Origin of the sequence: Thiomicrorhabdus sp. ZW0627, assembly GCF_029767005.1 — a bacterium.
Classification (GTDB): domain Bacteria; phylum Pseudomonadota; class Gammaproteobacteria; order Thiomicrospirales; family Thiomicrospiraceae; genus Thiomicrorhabdus.
Map to the genome: position 1 here is coordinate 1 of NZ_JARUQR010000007.1, position 21,889 is coordinate 21,889.

Here is a 21,889-nt window from a genome sequence, read left to right on the forward strand (position 1 = left end):
TCGTATGCGTATTCCTGGTTTGGCAGGTAAGGTGTATGAGCAGTTGGGTGTAAGCGTTAAGTTGCTTCCTGGAGGGGAAATCTTCCCGGCTCTGGAACGTGGTGTTATCGATGCGGCCGAGTTCGTCGGACCTTATCAAGACCGTCGTTTGGGGCTTCAAAAAGCTGCGAAATACTATTACACCACCGGTTGGTCAGAACCAAACAACACAACTGAGTGTTTGATCAACAAGGATGCTTGGAACTCGTTGCCGGATGACCTTAAGGGGATTGTTGAAGCGGTTGCTGCAGAGTGTAACCTGATGAGCCATGTATGGTCTGAAGCGCATAACTCGGAAGCGTTGGATGATTTGGTTAAGAACTACGGCGTTGAAGTGAAGACGTTGCCTGATTCCGTTGTTGCCAAACTGAAAGAGCTTACGTTCAAGACGTTGGACGAGTACGCAGCCAAAGATCCGTTGGTGAAAAAGGTGCATGAAAGCTATTTTGCTTTCAAGGCGAAGCATGACGCTTGGCAGGCTCGTAGTGAAGAAGTTGTGATGACTAAGCTTTAATATGAAGTTACCTGTTTTTGCAAACCGGCTCGACGCGTTCATTGAGCGCGTCGGTCGCTTAAGTGCTTGGTTGATCCTGTTTCTGGTACTGCTGGTGGCGGGGAACGTCTTGTTCCGCTATCTATTTCACGTCAGTTCCGTGGGATTGCAAGAGCTTGAGTGGCATTTACTAGCGGCTATCGCCATGCTGGGTTCAGCTTACACCCTGCAACAGGGTGAACATGTGCGAGTCGATCTTTTTTATCACAGATACTCAACAAACCTAAAACGTTGGATGGACATTCTCATTCCGGCTTTCATTATCCTGCCTTTTTCATTCTTCATGATGTACCTGTCAATGGACTACGTGATGCAATCGTATGATATGGGTGAGGTTTCTCCCGATCCAGGCGGTCTGGGTTACCGATATTTAGTCAAAGCGCTTTTACCTTTGGGCTTCTTGCTCATTGCGGTTCAAGGTCTTGCACTTCTTTTGAAAGCCATTACCGATCCCCAACGAGAGCATTGATTTATGGAACCACAATTCTTGGCCATCTTAATGGTCATTTCTCTTTTTACCCTTATTTTAGTCGGCGTTCCGGTCGCGTTTGCGATTGCAGCGGCAGGGTTGGGCTTTGGCCTGATCGGAATGGGCTTTGACCTGTTCAACCTGCTTCCGGCTCGTATTTTTGGTGTATTGACCAATTACACCTTGTTAGCCATACCGCTTTTCGTATTTATGGGCGTCATGCTTGAAAAGTCGAGGCTTGCAGAAAAAATGTTAGATGTCTTAGGACATCTGGCTGGAAAGACACCTGGCGGAATGGCGATTGCAATCGTCGTCGTCGGTGTTTTGATGGGCGCTTCGACAGGGATTGTCGGTGCGACCGTCGTCACATTGAGTATGATCACATTACCGACACTGCTTAGACGAGGTTACAGCCATTCGGTTGCGTGCGGAACCATCTGTGCCTCCGGTACGCTCGGCCAGATCTTGCCGCCGAGTTTGGTTCTGATTCTACTTGCCGACATTACCGGAGAGGCTATTGGTCCGTTGTTTGCAGCGGCTCTTGTACCCGGTTTGATACTGGCTGCGCTGTATGTGCTGTATATTCTTTATTTGGGCTGGAAATCGCCTGAAAAAGTACCGCCTATCGATCAGGAAGAAAGGGATAGTTATTCTCGAGGCGAGTTATGGATGGAGTTCATCAAATCGGTAGCACCGCCTTTTATTCTGATTTTCGCCGTTTTGGGATCGATTATCGGAGGGGTTGCCGCTCCGACCGAGGCCGCATCAATGGGCGCTTTAGGTGCTCTTGTTTTGGTGTTTTTGAGCAAACGTCTGACTTTCAAGGTGTTACAAGGCACCTTGAATGAGACCTTGAAAATTACCGGGATGATTATGTTCGTTCTGATCGCTGCTCAAGTTTTCGGACTGAGTTTCAGAGGTTTGGACGGTGATTATCTGATTGAAGATATGTTTGCCCTTATTCCCGGTGGAGAATGGGGAGCGATTCTGTTCATGATGGCGATTCTACTTTTCCTAGGATTCTTTTTGGAATGGATCGAAATCTCCTACATCGTATTGCCGTTGATGTTGCCGATTTTTCATGCAATGGGCATCGACATGGTCTGGTTGGCGATTCTGGTCGCGTTGAACTTGCAAACCTCCTTTTTGACGCCGCCGTTCGGTTGGTCGCTATTTTTCCTAAAAGGAGTCGCTCCTCCGGAAATCAAGACAATTGATATCTATAAGGGGGTCATTCCGTTTATCGGCATGCAGATCGTCGTCATCGGATTAGTCATGATTTTTCCGGAGATCGCTCTGTGGTTGCCTAAAGCCATAGGTTGGAGTTAAGAATGAATCATTTACCTACTACTCAAGTTGCAGATAATGGAATGGTGGTTGCACCGCATCATGCAGCGGCGGAAGCCGGACTGGACGTTTTAAAAGCGGGCGGTAATGCGATTGAGGCCGCGATTGCCACTGCAGCTTCCTTGTCTGTTCATTACCCTCATATGACCGGTATTGGCGGCGATGCATTCTGGTTGGTTTACGACCCTCAAGAAGGTGTTAGTTTCATCGAGGCCTCCGGCCATTCAGGGTATGAAGTGACGCCTGAATTGTATCAAGGCGTTGAATCGATTCCATTCAGAGGAAAATTGGCTGCAAATACGGTCGCAGGGGCAGTATCGGCCTGGGACCAGGCCTATCGAAAAAGTCAGAAAGATTGGCAGGGCTGTTTAAGTTCGGCTGCCTTAATGGCGGAGGCTGTAGAGTCCGCCAGTCGGGGCATCGAAGTGACGCCTTCTTTGGCGGAAACGCTTTTGGATAAAGCTACGGAATTGCAGGCGGATCCTTTTTTTGCCGAAGTCTATTATCCGCAAGGAAAAGTGCCTGAAGCGGGCGAAACGTTGCTCCAGGAAAAGTTGGGGAAAACGTTGCAGAGTTTGGGTGATAACGGGTTTGATGACTTTTATCGTGGCGACATAGCGAAGAGTATCTGTAATGACTTTGAAATCCGCGACGGTTTCATTACGCACGAGGATTTACGTCAGCATCAGGCTGAATTTAAGCCTCACCTTGAAATTGATACTAAGCATGCCAAGTTATTCAATGCTTCTGCACCGACTCAGGGTGTGGCTTCATTGATGATTTTAGGGCTGTTTGATCGTTGGGTTGAAAAGTTACCGGAAAAAGATTCCGTGAACTATGTGCATCTTTTGGTTGAGGCAACCAAAATAGCGTTCGAACATAGGGATCGAATGGATACTTCGGCTTCGGCCGAGGAGTTGCAGGCTTGGCTGGATCCGGAATATCTGGATGAATTAAGCGCACGTATCGATTTCGATAAGGCGCAACCTTGGGGTGAGAAAACCGAACCGGGCGATACAACCTGGTTTGGTGCGATGGACTCTCAGGGGCGTGTTGTGAGTGCTATCCAGAGTATTTATCACGAATTCGGCAGTGGTTTGATGTTGCCGGAAACCGGAATTGTCTGGCAGAACCGCGGCTGTAGTTTTTCACTGGATCCAAATCATGTTCGCAGTATCGCTCCGCATAAAAAACCTTTCCACACGTTGAATCCGGCCATTGCTTTGTTCAAGGATGGTCGTGTCATGGCGTACGGTACTATGGGCGGGGACGGTCAGCCACAAACCCAGGCGGCCGTCTTTTCGCGATATGCCTATTACGCCGAAGATTTGCAGACTTCGATCAATCAACCGCGCTGGTTGTTAGGGAGAACCTGGGGAAATTCTTCGGAAAGCCTGAAATTGGAGAAGCGATTCCCGCGGGAGTATGCGACAGAGCTAAAACAAAAAGGACACGATTTTGAATGGTTGGAGGCATTGGATGCCTCTGTTGGACATGCAGGCGCCTTGGTGCGTCATCCATCATCCAAGATTGAAGGGGCGTACGACCCGAGAAGTGACGGCAAAGCGGCCGGTTTTTAAGGAATATTAAATGAACGAATTACTCATTTTATTACCCATTCTGTTGGTGAGCGGCATCGTGGCCGGTTTGCTAGCAGGCCTGTTGGGAGTTGGCGGCGGAATCGTGATTGTGCCGATGCTCTATCACATCTTTCTTTATCTTAAGATCGATGTCGCGATTGCGATGCCACTCGCTATCGGTACCTCTTTATCGACGATTGTGGTGACTTCGATTATGTCGGCCAAGGCGCATCATAAGAAAGGCGGAATTGATTGGCGTTTGGCCAAACGGTGGCTGCCATTTGTGCTTTTCGGTGTGTTGATCGGTGCTGTTTCGACCAATTTCATGCATGGACTGACGCTTAAGGTGATGTTTGGTGTTTTGCTGGTACTGGTTTCAGTGCATATGCTGGCAAGCAGTTACAGGGAGATCAGTCTGGCTGAATCGCTTCCGGGTAAAAAGGTTCAATCTCTATTTGCGACAATGTTGGGTGCGTTTTCCTCGATGCTGGGCATCGGCGGAGGAACTCTCATGGTGCCGTTGCTGACACTGTTTTCCTATCCGATTCATCAGGCTGTAGCGACGGCTTCCTTGTTCGGATTGATTATCAGCGTACCGGCAACCATAGGTTACATCGTAAGCGGTTGGGGCGTTGGCGCGTTACCGATCGGTTCAACGGGGTATGTGAACTGGCTTGGTTTTATTGCGCTTGTTCCGATGACGATGATTTTCGCTCCGATAGGAGCTAAGCTGGCTTATCGTCTAAATGTTAAGCAACTGAAAACGGCATTTGCCATCTTTTTGGCATTGGTCGGTTTAAAAATGCTTTTGATTTAAGATTGTACGCCCGCTGTAAGACTCTCAGTGTTGATTATGAGAGGTGCTCAGCGGGCTTTCAGAAAGCAATTGGTGGAGAGGCATGCAACGCGAACTTTGATCCAATTGCTTATCAGGAAGTTAGTTTCAGGCGTAATTATCTTTCGCTGTTGTCGCGATCTAGTTTAAGAAGCTTTTTATAGGCTTTACGCACAGCTTTACTGACGGTTTCTTCATGTTCGATGTGTTCTTCTGTCGTCATATAGAATGACATATCGATATCAAATCGGATATAGCGCGGGGGAATTCGGTTGAGGGCGATGCAGGCCATGTCTGCAAGCTGCTGCTCGTCTAACTCTTTATCAAGGTAGTGTTCGTTGATTTCGTTGAAAACCAAGCGTTCAAAGTAATTATGCACGGTATCGAATGACACGATTTTTCCTTAGTATGAGAGTGGTTAATAAGTCCACTATACCTAATAATTACCTATAAAAAAAGCACCTATATAGGTGCTTTTTTTTATGCGAAGTGATTCTGAATTTATTAGGCTTGTTCGCGACTGATTGCACGATGGCCAATATCGGTTCTGAAATAGACTTCATCCCATGAGATTGCTTTGACACCTTCATAGGCACGCTTCTGTGCTTGGGTAACGTTTTCGCCTAATGCCGTTACGCAAAGAACGCGTCCGCCGGAGGTGATCACATCACCATTTTCGTTTAAGGAGGTACCTGCATGGAAGACTTTAAGGTCTTCGGCATTGGCATTTTCCAAGCCTGAAATGATGTCCGCTTTGCGGTAGTCATCAGGATAACCGCCAGCTGCCATGACGACACCTAATGCTGCACGGCTGTCCCACTTGGCGTCGACCGTATCCAATTTTCCGTCGATTGCAGCCAAACACAGTTCAACAAGATCTGACTGCAGGCGCATCATGATTGGTTGGGTTTCAGGGTCACCGAAACGGCAGTTGAATTCAAGCACCTTTGGCGCGCCGGAAGCATCAATCATAACCCCAGCATATAGGAAGCCGGTGTATGGAAGACCGTCTTTCGCCATGCCTTCGATAGTCGGTTCGATGACTTCTTTCATTATGCGATCATGAATTTCAGGCGTGACAACCGGAGCAGGGGTATAGGCACCCATGCCACCCGTGTTCGGACCTGTATCACCGTTATTGCGTGCTTTATGGTCCTGCGATGTTGCCATTGGCAGGATGTTTTTACCATCTGCCATGACAATGAAACTGGCTTCTTCACCGATAAGGAATTCTTCGATTACGACACGGGCACCGGCATCACCGAATTTGTTGCCTGCCAGCATGTCTTTGACGGCTGCAATCGCTTCTTCGTTGGTGTCGGCCAAAATAACGCCTTTACCGGCTGCCAGACCATCTGCTTTGATGACGATTGGTGCGCCCATCTTTTCGATATAAGCAACAGCCGGTTCGATTTCAGTGAACACATCGTAGGCGGCCGTCGGGATATTGTGCTTGGCAAGGAAGTCTTTGGAGAATGCTTTGGAACCTTCCAATTGTGCCGCGTCCCCTGTCGGACCGAAACATTTTAGACCGGCTGCGCTAAAGGCGTCGACAACACCCAGCACGAGAGGCACTTCCGGTCCGACAATCGCAACGTCGATATTGTTGTCTTTCGCAAAATCGACCAGACCTTGGATGTCTTCAACGGCAATGCTAACGTTTTCCAGGTTGGATTCAAGCGCTGTGCCTGCATTGCCTGGAGCAACGAAAACTTTGGTTACTTTAGGGGATTGTGCCGCTTTCCAAGCCAAGGCGTGTTCACGACCGCCGCCACCAATAATTAATACTTTCATTTGTTTGATCTCTTTCTTTTTAGAATCCACAATTCTTAAGAAGGGGGCGCTTTATCCAACAACGACGTTGGATAAATAAGCCCCTTGTGCCAACTTAGTGTTTGAAGTGACGCATCCCTGTAAACACCATCGCAATACCGTGTTCGTCCGCAGCATCAATGACTTCTTGGTCGCGCATCGATCCACCTGGGTGGATGACCGCAGTAATGCCAGCTGCTGCCGCTGCGTCGATTCCGTCGCGGAACGGGAAGAAAGCGTCGGAGGCCATAACGGAACCAGGAACCTCAAGACCTTCGTCTTCCGCTTTGATTCCGGCGATCTTGGCTGAATAAACTCGGCTCATCTGGCCGGCACCCACGCCGATGGTCATACCGTCTTTAACGTAGACGATGGCGTTGGATTTAACAAATTTGGCGACTTTCCAGGCAAACATCAAATCCGCCATTTCAGTTTCAGTCGGTGCACGCTTGCTGACGACTTTCAGTTCGTTCTGAGTCACGCTTCCAAGGTCACGGTCTTGTACCAATAGACCACCCGTAACGCGCTTATAGTCGTAAGCGGCTTGCTGTTCGCCTAATTCTCCGCAGGCCAGTAGGCGTACGTTCTGCTTTGCAGCAACGATCGTTTTGGCTTCGTCAGAAACGCTCGGTGCGATGATTACTTCAACAAACTGACGGTCAACGATCGCTTGTGCGGTTTCAGCGTCCAGTTCACGGTTGAAAGCGATGATTCCACCAAAGGCGGAAGTCGGATCGGTTTTGTAAGCTCGGTCGTAAGCTTCGAATAGGCTGCTGCCGATCGATACACCACATGGGTTGGCGTGCTTGACGATCACGCAAGCGATGTCATCGAATGTCTTGACCAATTCCAGAGCGGCATCGGTGTCGGCGATGTTGTTGAAGGACAACTCTTTACCTTGGATCTGTTCCGCCGTAGAGATCGAAGCTTCGGTCGGGTTGCGTTCTGTATAGAATGCGGCTGCCTGATGCGGGTTTTCACCGTAACGCATGGATTGCTTCTTAACGAACTGGGTATTGAATGTACGAGGGAACGTGTCGTTTTCGTCTTCGCTGAACATCTTGCCGAAGTAGTTTGAGATCGCACCGTCGTAACGAGCGGTTTGCTCGAAGGTTTTGATGGCTAGGTCAAAACGGGTTGCGTGCGCCAATTGACCGTTATTGGCCTGCATCTCTTCAAGAATGCGTGAATAGTCAGCCGGATCGGTGACAACGGCAACATCGTTGTGGTTTTTGGCCGCGGAACGTAACATGGTCGGTCCACCGATGTCGATATTCTCGATTGCATCTTCCAGAGAACAGTCAGCTTTGGCAACCGTGGCTTCAAAAGGGTAAAGGTTGACGACAACCATGTCGATCGGGTCGATTCCGTGCTCGGACATGACGGCATCGTCAGTTCCGCGACGACCTAATAAGCCACCGTGAATTTTTGGATGTAGGGTTTTGACGCGTCCGTCCATCATTTCCGGAAAACCTGTGTATTCGGAAACTTCGGTAACCGGCAGTCCGGCTTCGGAAAGTACCTTGTAGGTACCGCCAGTCGAAAGGATGGCGACATTCATGGCAACAAGCGATTCTGCGAATTCCAGAATGCCTGTCTTATCCGAGACACTGATCAAAGCGCGACGAACAGGTTTCATCATTGTTTTTTCTCCAAAAAATAAAGCTAAAAGTTATAAAAAATTGAATAGGTTGGGTTTTAGATCAGATCGTATTTCTGCATTTTTTTACGCAGCGTATTACGGTTGATTCCGAGTATCTGAGCACTTCTGGACTGGTTTTGTTCAGTCTTATCCAGGACAAATTCGATTAGGGGTTTTTCGATCTGTTGAATCACCATTTCATACAAATCGCACGCAGACTCTTCCTGTAGCGTCTCGAAATAATGCTCCAGAGTCAGGGTTACTTGTTCACTCAATGAGTGGTTGGGAATCGGTTTTGTCATAGTTTACGTTTTAAAATCATGTTGGGCTAACTGGCAACGATCAAAGCTTACGGGTTGTTTACCGCAGCTTCGAAAAAACGGTCAATCAGCTTGAGTTGTTGTAACGGGTCGGTGAGTTGATTAAACGACTTGCGTAATGTCACACCTTCTTTCAGGTGTTGGCTGTACCAGCCAATATGCTTACGGGCGATTCGTACGCCGAGCATTTCACCATACAGCTGATGGAGGCCACGGGTATGTTCCATGATGGTGGTATGGAACTCTTCCAGTGTTGGCGGAGGTAGGGTGTTACCGGTTGCAAGATAATGATTTATCTCACGAAATATCCACGGATAACCTTGCGATGCCCGACCAATCATGAGTCCATCAGCAGACGTATATTCTAATACAAATTTAGCTTGTTCGGGGGTGTTAATATCACCATTTGCAATGACGGGAATCTCGAGTTGCTGTTTTACCGCACGAATGGTGTTGTATTCGGCCTGACCGTTGAATTTGTCTTCTCGTGTCCGACCGTGGATAGTGACTGCTTGCAGGCCTTTTTCCTGGGCGAGCAGGGCGATTTCTAATGCGTTTTTATTCTCCGCATCAAGTCCCGTGCGGATTTTGACCGTGACTGGCACGTCTACCGCGTCCACGACAGCCTTAAAAATATCCGCCGCCAAGTCAGGCGCGCCCATTAATGCCGAACCGGCCGCGACACTGCAGACTTTTTTAGCTGGGCACCCCATGTTCAGATCGATGATCTGGGCGCCTTGCTGTTGCTGCCAGATTGCGGCATCGGCCAATTCCTGTGGATTTGTACCCAATAATTGCACGGCGCGCGGTTCGGGATCATTGCGGTCTGCCTGGCGGGTTGAAGATTTTTTGGATTCCCAGAGCTGCTTTTGGGAAGCCACCATTTCCGACAGGGTATAGTCGGCACCATAGGTACGGCAGATTTTTCGATAAACGGCATCCGTCACACCGGCCATGGGCGCTAGAACGAGGTTGTGTGCGAAAGTGTAAGGTCCTATGTTCAGCATGACTTGAGTGATTACCGTTTATTGATTATTTGTCGTCGAGTGTTGCGGGGTTGAAAAACCGAACAGGCCTGTTCGGTTTTAAAAATTACAGTTTGATACCGGCAAGCAGTCCCCATTCTTCTTTGGTTTCAAGAGTGTCCAGTTGGATTCCGATCGCCTTGTAGTGTGCTTGTAGCTCGGCAGCCTGTGTCGCTAACAAGCCGGAAAGTACCAGTGTGCCCCCCGGTTTGAGTAGACGGTCGAATTCCGGCGCCAGTTCCTTTAACGGGCCGGCAAGGATATTGGCGACCAGTAAGTCCACAGGCCGGGAATCGAAATCTTTGACCAGAGCGAATTTAATATCGGCCTGGTTGCGCTCGGCATTTTGTTCGCTGGCGATAATTGCTTGCGGGTCAATATCGGTTCCTGATACGGATTTTGCACCTAGTTTATTAGCGGCGAGAGCCAGAATTCCGGAACCGCAACCGTAGTCGATGACATCCAATCCTGTCGGCGTGTTTTGATCAAGCCATGTGAGGCAGAGTGCGGTGGTCGGATGGGTTCCGGTCCCGAATGCCATTCCGGGATCGAGCATCAGGTTGACCGCTTCAGGTTCCGGCGGTTCCAGCCAGCTTGGAACGATCCACAATCGTTCTCCGAAACGCATTGCCTTGAATTGGTCCATCCAGGCGCGGATCCAATCCTTATCTTCGAGCTGCTCGGTTTTATACTGTTTGGCCGCTACTTCAGGCAGTATCTGCACAAGTGTGTCGATCACGGCCTGACTGTCGGTTTCTGCATCAAACAAACCGATTACCTTAGTGCTTGCCCAAATGGGAGTGGTACCAAGGTCCGGTTCAAAGATAGGTTGGTCCTTGGCATCTTCGAACGTAACGGAGCAGGCTCCGACTTCCATGAAAGCGTCTGAAAGCGGTTCAGCCAGTTCTTCTTTGACAACCGTATTTATTTGAATCCAAGCCATTTGTTCTCCCGGTATGGTCGGTATTGTTTAATCTTTTTCAGTGAAACGAATGATGTTCCGCCGATGAATTCTGGGTTTGCTTAAAAGCAAAAAACCTCTCGTGGCTGAACCAGAGAGGTTTGTCTGTTTTTCACCCTTGAAGGGTAAAAGAGATTTGATTTCAGCTTTTGGCTTAAATCAAGTGCTCCAAACGGTGTTCCAGGTAATGGATGTTCATTCCGCCTTCACGGAAGCCATGATCATTCATGATTTCGCGTTGCAGGTGAATGTTGCTGTCGATTCCCTTGATGACCATTTCCTGCAAGGCCACATCCATTCGCGAGATTGCGGTTTCACGGTCGTTACCGAAACAGATTAGCTTACCGATCATGGAGTCGTAGTTCGGAGGAATGCTGTAGCCGGTATAAATGTGCGAATCCCAGCGAACACCTAGACCACCAGGAAGGTGAAGGCGTTCGATCAAGCCCGGCGAAGGCATGAAGTTTCTTGCCGGGTTTTCGGCATTGATACGACATTCGATCGCATGACCTTTGATGTTGATGTCTTCTTGCTTCAGGCTCAATGGAATGCCCATGGCGATTTCGATCTGGGCTTTAACCAAATCGATGCCTGTGACCATTTCTGTGACACAGTGTTCAACCTGAAGACGGGTGTTCATCTCGATGAAATAGAACTCGCCGTTTTCGTAAAGGAATTCGAACGTTCCCGCGCCGCGGTAATTGATCTCGATACAAGCATTGACACAAGCGGCACCGATTTTGGCGCGCTGTTCTGGTGTAACACCAGGAGCCGGCGCTTCTTCTACCACTTTCTGGTGACGGCGCTGCATCGAACAGTCACGTTCACCAAGGTGAATGGCGTTGCCCTGACCGTCAGCCAGAACCTGGATTTCAACATGGCGTGGATTCTCAAGGAATTTTTCCATGTAGACTTCCGGGTTGCCGAAGAAACTGCCCGCTTCCGACTTGGTCAACTGGATCGATTTCAAAAGGTTCGCTTCGGTATGGACGACGCGCATGCCTCGTCCACCGCCGCCACCGGAGGCTTTGATGATGATCGGGTATCCGATCTCTCTGGCGATACGGTGGTTTTCCTCGTCGTCATCGCCTAAAGGCCCGCCGGAACCTGGTACGGTCGGTACGCCGGCCGCTTTCATTGCACGGATGGCGGAAACTTTGTCACCCATGATGCGGATGGTTTCAGCTTTAGGACCGATGAACTTGAAACCGCTCTCTTCAACGCGTTCGGCAAAATCGGCGTTTTCTGAAAGGAAGCCGTAACCCGGGTGGATCGCTTCGGCATCCGTGACTTCAGCCGCTGAAATAATCGCAGGTACGTTCAGGTAACTTTCTGCAGAAGGGGCCGGACCGATACAGACGGACTCGTCCGCCAGTAATACGTGTTTAAGGTCTGCATCCGCAGTGGAGTGTACCGCAACGGTTTTAATGCCCAGTTCTTTACAGGCTCTTAAAACGCGAAGGGCGATTTCACCGCGGTTGGCAATTAGAATTTTTTCAATCATTGTGAACCGTCCTTATTCGATAATGAATAGCGGTTGACCAAACTGAACCGGTTCACCGTTTACTCCAAGAATCTGCTTGACGGTACCAGATACGTCCGCTTCAATCGGGTTCATTATCTTCATCGCTTCGATGATGCAAAGCGTATCGCCAGCAGCAACTTTATCTCCTACTTTAACAAAAGCAGGTGCATCAGGGGATGGTGCTTCGTAGAAAGTACCGACCATTGGAGAAGTGACCTGATGTCCGCTCACTTCTACCACAGCTTCTGCTGCTGCAGGCGCTGCTGCCGGAGCGGCACTGGTTTGAGTTGGTGCTTCGTACTGGACTGAAGCCGCTGCCGGAGCGGCCATGAAAACAGGCTCTTTGCTTCGGGTGATGCGGATGTTGTGCTCACCTTCCTTGATTTCGATTTCTGCAATGTCAGACTGTTCTACAATTTCAATCAGTTTACGAATTGAACGAATATCCATTTTCTTTCCTTTGATTATTGGCCGAATGCCTCGTGAGATATGTCGGCTCTTTTTTTAATGCTTAATTTTTTGTGGTTTGTTTGTTGTTCTGTCTGTTTTGTGTCAGCTGATACTTTCAGCCGCAGCTTCCAATGCAAGTTCGTACCCTTTGCTGCCCAGTCCGGCAATCACACCTTCGGCTAGGTCCGAAAAGTAGGAGTGTTGCCTGAAAGGTTCCCTTTTGTGGATGTTGGACAGGTGCACTTCGATAAACGGAATGTTCACTGCAGCCAGTGCGTCGCGAATGGCGACACTGGTATGGGTGAATGCGGCCGGGTTGATGATGATGTATTCGGTACCGTCCGCCATTGCCTGGTGGATGCGGTCGACGATTTCATGTTCTGCGTTGCTTTGAAAATGACGCAGACGTACGCTGTATTCGTCCGCAAGCTGTTCTAGGTCTTCAATGATGTCCGCCAGGGTTTGGCGACCGTAAATTTCAGGTTCTCGTTTACCGAGCATGTTCAGATTTGGGCCGTTTATTACCAGAATACTTGCCATGATTGAAAACTCTTATATTAAAGAATGACAAGATTATAGCTTAACTGCTTGGATAACACTATGAAATAGTCGTTAAAAAACAAAATTCTTACGTGAAATGTTGCGTACTGTCATGAACTGATATGAAACGATTGATTTTACTAATGGAGGGGTAAAGCGACTGAATTGCCCCGACCAAAGTTGCTATGGCCGGGAGCATGGTCTTATTTGAATGCCTGGCGGGTGATGCCTGCAAAGGTTTCAGCATTTTTAAAGCCGACAACGCGTAGGCTTTTGTGTTCATCTCCTTGAGGGGTGAAGAACAGGATGGCTGGTGGGCCGATCAAGCCGAACTTTTTCATTAAGGCTTTGTCCGTTGCATCGTTGGCTGTGACGTCAGCTTGTAGCAGTGTCACGCCTTCTAAGGACGCCTGTACGTTCGCGTCGGTGAAAGTCAGTGCTTCCATCTCTTTGCAGCTTACACACCAATCGGCATAGAAGTCGAGCATCACAGGCTGACCTTTGGCCAGTTCGTTATCCAGGTCTTCAATGCTTTTGATGCTCTTGAAACTCAAATGTTGAGTTTCAAGAGCACCGCCAGTACCACCGCCTTGGAAGACTTTAAGTGGTTGGAAGAGTGAGTTTCCACCTGCTAGCAGGCCTGCTAATATCATGGCGCCGTATAGGAATAGGGCGATTCCGAAACCTTTGAACAGCTTTTGCCAACCGGATTTTCCGGCCGTGCTTTCAAAGCTGCCCAGATAAACTGCAGAGATGATGAAAAGCAGGGCCCAGCTCAGTAGGACGATTTCGATCGGCAGAATGCGTTCCGCCATCCAGATCGCGACACCGATCAGCATGACACCGAATACGGCCTTGACGCCATCCATCCAAGCTCCGGCACGCGGTAACAGTTTTCCGGCTGACGTGCCTAGAAGTAATAGAGGTAATCCCATCCCCATGCTCATGGCGAACAGGGCGACACCACCGAGTAACGCATCACCTGTTTGGCCGATATAAATCAGTGCGCCAGCCAGTGGCGGTGCAACACAAGGGCCGACAATCAGGGCGGATAAAAAGCCCATGATGGCGACTCCAGTTAATGTACCGCCTTGTTGTTTGTTGGACAGGCTGGTAAGTTTCGATTGCAGGCTGCTTGGAAGTTGCAGTTCGTAGAATCCGAACATGGACAACGCTAACAGTAAGAAGATGACGCTGAAACTGCCTATGATCCAAGGATTCTGGAACGCCGCCTGTAGGTTTTCACCAAATACGCCAGCCAACACGCCTGCAACGGTGTAAGTAACGGACATGGCCAGTACGTAAACCAAAGACATAACGAAGGCACGTCGGGTCGTCAGTTGATCACCTTGCCCCACGATGATGCTGGAGAGGATTGGAATCATTGGAAAAACGCAAGGTGTGAATGCAAGTAATAGTCCGAAAATGAAGAACGTTGCGATGATGATCCAAACGCTGCTGTTTTTGAGTGTGTCTGCAATCTGATCGGTTTCAGACAGGCCTGTTGAGTCTGTTACAGTAGCGGTAGCTATTGTTTGGGGTGCGGCGGTGGCCTTTTGCGATGGCTGGATTTGCGAAGCGTCGATTTCGACGGTTTTACGAACCGGAGGATAGCAAACGCCTGCTGCTGCCGAGCAACCTTGGTATTCGAATTGAATAACGGCTTTGCCGTTAATCGCCGTTATTGGTAATTCGGCTTGCACTTGTCCGTGGTAGACATCGGTTTTGCCAAATAGTGGGTCGTCGATGCTTTCGGCTGCCGGTAATTTAAGTTGTCCCAGAGTCGCATCGCCGCTCAAAACTTTGACTTTAATCTTATCTTGATAGATATGATAGTCGTGGGCGATGTTCCAGTTGGCTTGAATGCCGTCGTTTTTAACTTGAGTGGAGAATTGGAAAGCATCGTCCGTTTCAAGCAGTTCCGGTTCACTGTTGTTTGCTGACAAAATGTCATTCAGGCCGGATAAAGAGTTGAAGTTGCCGCTGGCCGCCTGCTGGCTCGGCAGGTCGATTGTGAAATTACGGGTTTGCGGTGGATAACATACGCCGATTTTGGTTGCACATCCCTGATATTTGACGGTCAGGTTGGCAGAACTTTCTGAAGTGCTGTATGGGATGGTTAGGGTCGCTTCGTGTACATAGACTTCGGTTTTACCAAATAAGGCGTCATCCACCTGTTTGGCTGGAGAGTAAGTTATTTCTCCCAAGCCGGCTTTGTCGGATGTGACGGAGATTTTGTCTTTATAGAGTTTGTAGTCTTCGGCGATTTTCCAATGGACGACAATCTTACCGTTTTCGACGCTAGGTTGCTGTAGTTGAAAGGCGTCGTCCACATCAAGCAGGTCTTCGGCGTGAACCGAGTGCATGAACGGGGTACTTAAAAACAGTAATGACGTGAGAAGGAAGGTACTTAACGTATTCAGCAATCGCATGTTTTGATATCTCTCTATGCTCAATCTTGAATTAGGAACTTGAAAGCCAATAATTGGACCCTATAAACTTCCTGTATTATTTGAAATAATCCGTAATAACAGTGTTGAAACAGTGTTGAATTATTAAAAATAAATTCAAACAATTCTATACTACTTTTATCGGTTTTAGTGAGTTTCGCTTTGTAAAAAATACGTTATGTTTTTGAGAAAGTCATTACACAGAAACCGGACCTGCCCACTTTAATTAATTGAGACGTTTATGTTAAAAGTTTTCTTACTGTTTTTTGTGTTGGTACCGTTGGCGGAGCTTTATATTTTGATACAGGTCGGTAGCGTTATTGGCGCTCTGCCTACTGTATTGTTGACGGTAGCGACGGCTGTAATGGGTGTGATGCTGATGCGAAGTCAGGGTGCATCGATTTTACAAAAAACACAAGTCTCTCTGGCAAAGGGAGAAGTCCCGCAGTCTGCTATGATGGAAGGGGCGTTCATCTTTTTGGGTGGCCTCTTATTGTTGGTTCCCGGTTTGATGAGTGATGCGTTAGGTCTGTTGTTCCTGATTCCGTGGGTGCGCAAGGCACTGATACGCCAGACCCTCAAAGGTTATAAGGTACGTGGACACTATCAGTACAGGAATTCAGAAGGTGATTATTTTGAAGGCGAATGGACTGAGTCAGGACCTAAACAAACCGGGTCTCTGCGTAATCATAGTGAGCGTGATGTGATTGAAGGTGAGGTTTTGGATGATAAAGAGTCACCCCGCAAGTAAGCTTTTGCGGGGCGCAGAGCTGGTTAGATTAATTCTCCGTAGCCGGCCTGATAGTCCGGATACTTGAAATCATAACCAGATGAACGAATTTTAGCGTTGGAAAGTCGTTTGTTGCTTCGCATCAGGCGACTGTTTTCGGTGGGTTCAATGTGTTCAATATGTCCCACGCTTAACTGTTCAGCTAGCCATTCGTAAACTTCGCAGGAAAGGGTAGGTTGATCATCAACACCAATGTAAAGTGAGTCAACCAGTTTTGGGTCCTGTTCATTCAGGTTTAAAAGATGAGCAAGAATCCCAACGCAGTCTGCTGAATGGATTCGGTTGCTGTACACGTCTTCCATGCAGTGTGCTTTGCCCTGCTGAATCAAATCGATTAAATGTGTCCGTCCTGGGCCGTATATTCCGCCAAATCGCACGATTGTACTTGGAAAATTGGCATTGCTGATCAGTTCTTCACCTTCCAAGAGGCGCTTGGTTGAAAAGTTATTGCCCGAAGTAGGGCTTTCTTCCGTTACCTTTTCCCCTTCGCTCTGGCCAAAGACGGAGCTGCTGGATATGAAAAAGATACGTTTGATGTTTTGATCGCTCAGCGCTTTCAGTGTGTGCTTTACCCCCAGAACATAAGCTTGGTAATAAGCCATGTCCTTGTGTTTACCGGCGGATGCGGAATAAAAAACATAATCAAGATTTTCTGGGATGAATTCTGAAAGGGAGAGTGTGATGTCCGCTTCGATGGGGATGATACCGTCAGGTAGATTATCGGTGTGTCGCCGCAGGCCATATACGGTATGACCTTGTTCAATAAGAGTTAAGGCAAGTTCACTGCCAATGCCACCACAACCTACAATCAGAATATTCGCCATCGTTTTTTTCCTCAGCTGCTTTTTGGCATAGTATGCCGAAAAAAATATCAACAAAGAAGATGTAGAGGATAAAAAAACGGAATAAATTTATATTGGCGTTTTTGAGGGGAGTTGTTCTGTTTTTTGACTGGATTTCAAAATGAAAAAAGCCGCTGAAAAGCGGCTTTTTATGAATTTAACCTTGTTGGTTAAAATTAGAAGTTGTAACGAACGCTAACTGTGTAAGCTTGCTGAGAGTGCTTGGTTGTGTTGCTTGAAGAAACAGAAGAACCAGCAAATGCACTTGAAACAGCTGATGTGTCAACCGTTGTCGTTACCTGAGGCGCAACTACAATAGCGGCGTCGATAGCAACGTTTTTGGTTAGCTTGTAACCACCACCGATTGACCAATGCTGTTCAGTCACGGCAGGGAAGAAGATGTTGTTAAACATATTGGTTACAGCGCCAGCGTAAGAAGTTGCGCCGTTTTGTGCTTTGATAGGGTTGTCAGCCTTGTTGTAACCCGCACCTACCCAGTAACCATTTCCTTTATATTTGGCACCGATAGAGATAACGTTCTGATCTTCCCAGCCAAAGTCTTTATAGCCTTTCGCTTCACTCCAACGGATCTGTTTGAAGTCACCCGTAAGAGTGATGTTGCCCATGTTGTAAGCAATACCGGCTTTAACTTCAGCAGGCTGTTCCAATTCGTTACCAAATGCGGCAGTAAGGTCGCTCATTGGGTTAACAAATGGTGTAGATGCAACTGAAAGTTGCTCGTCATACTTCATGTTGATTGCAGAGGTATAGCTGGCTGCAACGGTCAAGTCTTTGTTGATGTCAAAGTAACCACCTAGGCTGAAACCAAAACCTAAATCTGAAGAAACGCCGTTACCGATCGTTTGTGCATATGGAGCACCGTTAACCATTACAGGGTTTCCTGAGTTGTCGCGTAGTACTGTTTTGTAGTTGATGTCTAGCGCGCCGTATTGAATAACCGGAGAGATACCGATACCAAAATTAGCTTCGTTATAAGCTAATGTTGGAACAAAACGCATGATCTGTAGGTTTGATTTTGCTTCAAACTGGTTCATTACGTTGCTAGAGAAGTTCACGTCGTTTTTAGAGTAGTCAACACCCATACCTGAAGTTCCGTACATCCCGATACCAAAAGTTAGGTTGTCGTTGATACGGCTGGTAAGTGATACAGAAGGAATGACAAAAGTGTCTGCGTCACTGTCTACTTGGCTTTGGCCGTCTGCATCTAAAAGACCGTTGTTGCTAACGCTTGGCTTGAATAGAGTTCCGCCGAATGAAAACTCAGTACCTTGAGATTTACCGATTAGACCAGGGTTAACAATTACGTTTTCTGCGCCATAGTATGCAGCAACCCCCGTACCACCCATTGCGGAAGATTGTGCGCCAACACCTGTCATGTTAGTTCCGTTGGTTGCCATTGCAGAAGAAGCAAAGATTGCAGTTGATACGGCTAAAGCCAGTTTTGTTTTTTTCATGAGTTGTACTCTCTCTCTTTGTCGTTGTTTTGGTATTTGCAGAAATTAGGCTCTGCTTATTAATTCGGAAGTAACTATGCCTTAATTTATATGGCTTAGATAATCAAAAGATTTTTCTTGGCTATTAGTACGATTGATTTAACTCTTTGCCTGATAAGTGCACTTAATAGGGGGATAATTTAAGCTTAGAATTATATTCTTTAACTTATTGATTTTAAGGGATAAAAAATCATTAAAATTGAATTTTTTTGTATTTATTAAGCACTTTGGTCTTGTTGAGAATAGTGGCGATGATAAAGATTTTTTTATTGTGCTTGTGGGATTTGTGTATACGGAATTGTATCAATTTGTTAAGAAATGTTAACGATGATAGATTGGCGTAGGTTGGTGGTACAAAAAAACCGCAAGGACTTTTTAATCGCTTGCGGTTTTCTTAAATCAAAATGGGCAGGCCTGTCCATTTTGGATCGGTGTTTTAGGACAGTCCTAAAATCTTAGAATTCGCCTTTAGAACCTTTCTGTAGCATTTCCCAGATGGTGTCGCGAACCTGCATAGTTGCTTCTTGTAGCTCAGGAGGCATCTTTTTACCCATCTTGATTGCCATATCCATGTTCATTGAGTAGATGTGCAAGCCATCTTCTTCTTCAATGATGTTTACACGGCAAGGAAGGAATCCACCCATTGCAGGAGAGAAGTCAACCATTTTACGAGCTGTTTCTGGGTTACAGAAAGACATAACGTGAATGGCTTTTGATTCGATGCCACGAGCTTTCAATTCTTCAGAAAGAGGTAGTTCACCTACGTTTTTAAGGTTGCGGTTGGTTCCTACTGAGTTGATCGCATCGATAACGTCTTCTAGAGAAACACCTTCTTCTACTTTAACTTCCCACATGGTAGCGTCAGCGATGTCACCTTCAGAATCTACCCACTTATCCCAAACTTGCATGAAAGTTTCACCAGCACCGTCGTTTAGGTTGCTGATTGCGTTCATTGTTCCACAACCGGAAAGGGTTGATACTGCTGCTGCTAGTAACGCCGCTTTAATTGCATGAGTGAATTTCATTATATTTGTACTCCGTTTTATCAATTTGTTGAGTATTCAACTTATGTTCGGCAGCTAGATTACTCCCCTGGCAAATAAAATGAAATTCTATTTTTTTTGTTGATTAATAACTTTTTCTTATTAAAGTTTCCTAATACTCTAATATAAGTATAGTTAATAGGTCTGCAAGCCTAGTGCTAGCAGGGTTTCGTTGACTATTTCATTCTCGGTTGTATGGAATTTATGATGTTTCCATTCACGATAAGCCGGAAAGTTACGACGATAAAATTCATATTTTTCGTAAATTATTTTGATGTCTTCGCTGCGGATCGCTCTGTCGTCGTTACGAGGGTCATGTGTCGATTTTAAGGTTTGATAGAGAGCACTTTGCAATTTTTCGGTTGGATTGATTGTCAAAATTTCAGGTTCCGGCGGAAGCAGGGATTGCCATTCGGTTTGCGGTTTAATGCCCCAGTAATCGCAGAGTTGGCGATAGACCATCTCGCCGCCGGCAACTTTAGCATCCAGTGAGTGTCCGGCTATGTGCGGCGTCGCAATATAAGCTGATCGGTATAAGTCTGGATCAATAAAAGGTTCGTTTTCCCAGCAGTCAATAATATTGGCTAACGTATTGGTTTTTATCCATGCCAGTTCATCGATGATGCCCCCACGGGCCGCGTTGACGATAATCTGATCCGGTCGAATGTGAGAAAGTCTCTGTTCAGACAGCAGGTGGTAGGTCGGATGAGCTCCGTTCTTGGTAAGAGGTGTATGAAATGTGATGATGTCCGCTTGTAAACAGGAATCAAGGTCGACATACGATTTTGCGATTTCCGGTTGCTGTTCGACTTTTGGGGGATCATTTAGAAGACAGCGGATACCGAGCGTTTTGGCTTTTTCGTAGACCAAACTTCCAACATGACCTACGCCGACAATACCTAATGTCTTCTCTTTAAGGTTGAACCCCTTGTCTTCCGCCACTTCCAGTAAGCACGTGATGACGTATTCCGCGACGGAGTTCGCATTGCAACCCTGAGCGGAGTAAAACCGAATGCCTTGATTTTTCAAATAGGGTTGATCGATGTGGTCGAGTCCGACGACAGTACTGCCGACGAAAGAGACGCGGCTGTTTTTAAGCAGGGCTTGATTGACTTTGGTTCGAGAACGAACGATGACGGCGTCTGCTTGACTAACTGCTTCGGCATCGATTTCACGTCCGGGGAGAGTAATGATGTTGCCCAAATGTTGGAACATGGCTTCGGCGTATGGAACCGCATCATCGATCACGATTGTTTTTCTATCTGCCATCGGTTGGTAACCCGTTAATGAAAATGCATATTATAAGGTATCATGTTGGCAATAGAATAAGGTGAAGGAAGTATGCGTTCTAAAAGTCACAAGGCATTGATTGACGGGGTAGTTGGTCCGATTGAAGTTAGGTTTTTTGATGCCAGCCAACAGACAGGTAAAGATGGCTCCCTGTCTTTGGTGGTAATCAGTCATCCTCATCCGCAATTTGGTGGGACGATGGACAATAAAGTTGTCACGACGATTGAGAGGGCGTTTCAAGGTTTGGGTTACAGTACTTTGACCTACAATTTTCGCGGAGTGGGGCAAAGTGTTGGTGAGTATGACGGTGGTGTGGGTGAACGCCAAGATCTGATTTCGGTAGTGAATTGGGCGCGTCAGAACATGGCGTTTGAAAAACTGGTTTTGAGTGGCTTTTCTTTTGGTAGTTATGTCACTTTGACGGCTCAACCGGCAATTCGGGCGGATCGACTGTTTTTGGTGGCGCCGCCAGTTGGTTTGTACGATTTTTCTAGGATCGAAGAGGTGTCGGTTCCTTGGGAGGTTGTGATTGGGCTGGATGATGAGGTGGTTGAGGTAAAGGAAATGTTGGACTGGGCGTTTTCCAGAGAGCAAAGTCCCAGTGTCTATTGCAGAGCGAATGCCAGTCATTTTCTTCATGGACAGCTGATTTGGCTCAAAAAACTCATCTTGTCTGAGTATTAGCGTTTACTTATATGTTTGTTTGTCTATAATATAAGAAAATTCTTATATATTAATAAGCTTGTGTTATAACTGGAAACTCGATATGGTTAAGTCGCTTCATTGGTAGAGGCTGGCTGTACTTGATTCAGGCGACTAAAGCAGGAGTGAAAAAGGATGTTAAAAACATCCTTTTTTTGCT

20 protein-coding genes and 1 pseudogene are annotated in these 21,889 nt (G+C 47.2%); 7 read left to right on the top strand and 14 right to left on the bottom strand.

Going from position 1 to position 21,889, the window contains the following annotated elements:
* The 5 genes and pseudogenes from QCB45_RS11050 to QCB45_RS11070 form a co-directional block, all read left to right on the top strand.
* A pseudogene (locus tag QCB45_RS11050) lies at window positions 1–553 on the top strand (ABC transporter substrate-binding protein); the annotation flags it as partial.
* Window position 554: 1 nt separating this feature from the next.
* Complete coding sequence (locus QCB45_RS11055; RefSeq protein WP_279421096.1) at window positions 555–1,061, top strand: TRAP transporter small permease subunit; 507 nt, start codon at window positions 555–557, stop codon at window positions 1,059–1,061.
* 3 nt (window positions 1,062–1,064) lie between these two features.
* On the top strand, window positions 1,065–2,390 hold the full coding sequence (locus QCB45_RS11060) for a TRAP transporter large permease subunit (protein ID WP_279421097.1): 1,326 nt from the start codon (window positions 1,065–1,067) through the stop codon (window positions 2,388–2,390).
* Window positions 2,391–2,392: 2 nt separating this feature from the next.
* Window positions 2,393–3,988, top strand: coding sequence for a gamma-glutamyltransferase family protein (locus QCB45_RS11065; protein ID WP_279421099.1), 1,596 nt, complete (start codon window positions 2,393–2,395; stop codon window positions 3,986–3,988).
* Between the two features lie 10 nt (window positions 3,989–3,998).
* Window positions 3,999–4,805, top strand: coding sequence for a sulfite exporter TauE/SafE family protein (locus QCB45_RS11070; protein ID WP_279421100.1), 807 nt, complete (start codon window positions 3,999–4,001; stop codon window positions 4,803–4,805).
* A 136-nt stretch (window positions 4,806–4,941) separates the two neighbouring features.
* Here QCB45_RS11070 and QCB45_RS11075 read toward each other — a convergent pair whose 3' ends face one another.
* The 10 genes from QCB45_RS11075 to QCB45_RS11120 all read right to left on the bottom strand — a co-directional run bounded on the left by QCB45_RS11075 (window position 4,942) and on the right by QCB45_RS11120 (window position 15,464).
* A complete protein-coding gene (locus QCB45_RS11075) occupies window positions 4,942–5,217 on the bottom strand; it encodes a late competence development ComFB family protein (protein WP_279421102.1) in 276 nt (91 codons plus the stop codon).
* 110 nt (window positions 5,218–5,327) lie between these two features.
* A complete protein-coding gene (gene purD, locus QCB45_RS11080) occupies window positions 5,328–6,617 on the bottom strand; it encodes a phosphoribosylamine--glycine ligase (protein ID WP_279421104.1) in 1,290 nt (429 codons plus the stop codon).
* Window positions 6,618–6,711: 94 nt separating this feature from the next.
* Complete coding sequence (purH, locus tag QCB45_RS11085) at window positions 6,712–8,274, bottom strand: bifunctional phosphoribosylaminoimidazolecarboxamide formyltransferase/IMP cyclohydrolase (protein ID WP_279421141.1); 1,563 nt, start codon at window positions 8,272–8,274, stop codon at window positions 6,712–6,714.
* A 59-nt stretch (window positions 8,275–8,333) separates the two neighbouring features.
* Window positions 8,334–8,579 (bottom strand): helix-turn-helix domain-containing protein, encoded by a 246-nt coding sequence (locus QCB45_RS11090; protein WP_279421105.1) that lies wholly within the window; start codon window positions 8,577–8,579, stop codon window positions 8,334–8,336.
* A 47-nt stretch (window positions 8,580–8,626) separates the two neighbouring features.
* The gene (gene dusB, locus QCB45_RS11095; protein ID WP_279421106.1) at window positions 8,627–9,604 is read right to left on the bottom strand and encodes a tRNA dihydrouridine synthase DusB; all 978 of its coding nucleotides are present in this window, start codon (window positions 9,602–9,604) and stop codon (window positions 8,627–8,629) included.
* 85 nt (window positions 9,605–9,689) lie between these two features.
* Entirely contained in the window at window positions 9,690–10,565 is an 876-nt protein-coding gene (gene prmA / locus QCB45_RS11100; RefSeq protein WP_279421107.1) for a 50S ribosomal protein L11 methyltransferase, read from the bottom strand.
* A 172-nt stretch (window positions 10,566–10,737) separates the two neighbouring features.
* Complete coding sequence (accC, locus tag QCB45_RS11105) at window positions 10,738–12,087, bottom strand: acetyl-CoA carboxylase biotin carboxylase subunit (RefSeq protein WP_279421108.1); 1,350 nt, start codon at window positions 12,085–12,087, stop codon at window positions 10,738–10,740.
* A 12-nt stretch (window positions 12,088–12,099) separates the two neighbouring features.
* Entirely contained in the window at window positions 12,100–12,558 is a 459-nt protein-coding gene (accB, locus tag QCB45_RS11110; protein WP_279421109.1) for an acetyl-CoA carboxylase biotin carboxyl carrier protein, read from the bottom strand.
* A 102-nt stretch (window positions 12,559–12,660) separates the two neighbouring features.
* Window positions 12,661–13,098 carry a type II 3-dehydroquinate dehydratase gene (gene aroQ, locus QCB45_RS11115; protein ID WP_279421110.1) on the bottom strand — a complete coding sequence of 146 codons (438 nt, stop codon included), beginning with the start codon at window positions 13,096–13,098 and terminating at the stop codon, window positions 12,661–12,663.
* Window positions 13,099–13,301: 203 nt separating this feature from the next.
* Window positions 13,302–15,464, bottom strand: coding sequence for a protein-disulfide reductase DsbD (locus QCB45_RS11120; protein ID WP_279421111.1), 2,163 nt, complete (start codon window positions 15,462–15,464; stop codon window positions 13,302–13,304).
* A 325-nt stretch (window positions 15,465–15,789) separates the two neighbouring features.
* Here QCB45_RS11120 and QCB45_RS11125 point away from each other — a divergent pair, with 325 nt between their 5' ends.
* Complete coding sequence (locus QCB45_RS11125; protein WP_279421112.1) at window positions 15,790–16,299, top strand: FxsA family protein; 510 nt, start codon at window positions 15,790–15,792, stop codon at window positions 16,297–16,299.
* A gap of 23 nt (window positions 16,300–16,322) precedes the next feature.
* Here QCB45_RS11125 and QCB45_RS11130 read toward each other — a convergent pair whose 3' ends face one another.
* The 4 genes from QCB45_RS11130 to QCB45_RS11145 all read right to left on the bottom strand — a co-directional run bounded on the left by QCB45_RS11130 (window position 16,323) and on the right by QCB45_RS11145 (window position 21,006).
* A complete protein-coding gene (locus QCB45_RS11130; RefSeq protein ID WP_279421114.1) occupies window positions 16,323–17,162 on the bottom strand; it encodes an NAD-dependent epimerase/dehydratase family protein in 840 nt (279 codons plus the stop codon).
* 194 nt (window positions 17,163–17,356) lie between these two features.
* A complete protein-coding gene (locus QCB45_RS11135; RefSeq protein ID WP_279421115.1) occupies window positions 17,357–18,655 on the bottom strand; it encodes an outer membrane protein transport protein in 1,299 nt (432 codons plus the stop codon).
* Window positions 18,656–19,149: 494 nt separating this feature from the next.
* The gene (locus tag QCB45_RS11140; protein WP_279421117.1) at window positions 19,150–19,719 is read right to left on the bottom strand and encodes a DUF302 domain-containing protein; all 570 of its coding nucleotides are present in this window, start codon (window positions 19,717–19,719) and stop codon (window positions 19,150–19,152) included.
* A gap of 153 nt (window positions 19,720–19,872) precedes the next feature.
* On the bottom strand, window positions 19,873–21,006 hold the full coding sequence (locus tag QCB45_RS11145; protein WP_279421118.1) for a 4-phosphoerythronate dehydrogenase: 1,134 nt from the start codon (window positions 21,004–21,006) through the stop codon (window positions 19,873–19,875).
* 72 nt (window positions 21,007–21,078) lie between these two features.
* Here QCB45_RS11145 and QCB45_RS11150 point away from each other — a divergent pair, with 72 nt between their 5' ends.
* Window positions 21,079–21,711, top strand: a complete 633-nt coding sequence (locus QCB45_RS11150; RefSeq protein WP_279421120.1) for a CocE/NonD family hydrolase — start codon at window positions 21,079–21,081, stop codon at window positions 21,709–21,711.
* Window positions 21,712–21,889: the final 178 nt, after the last annotated feature.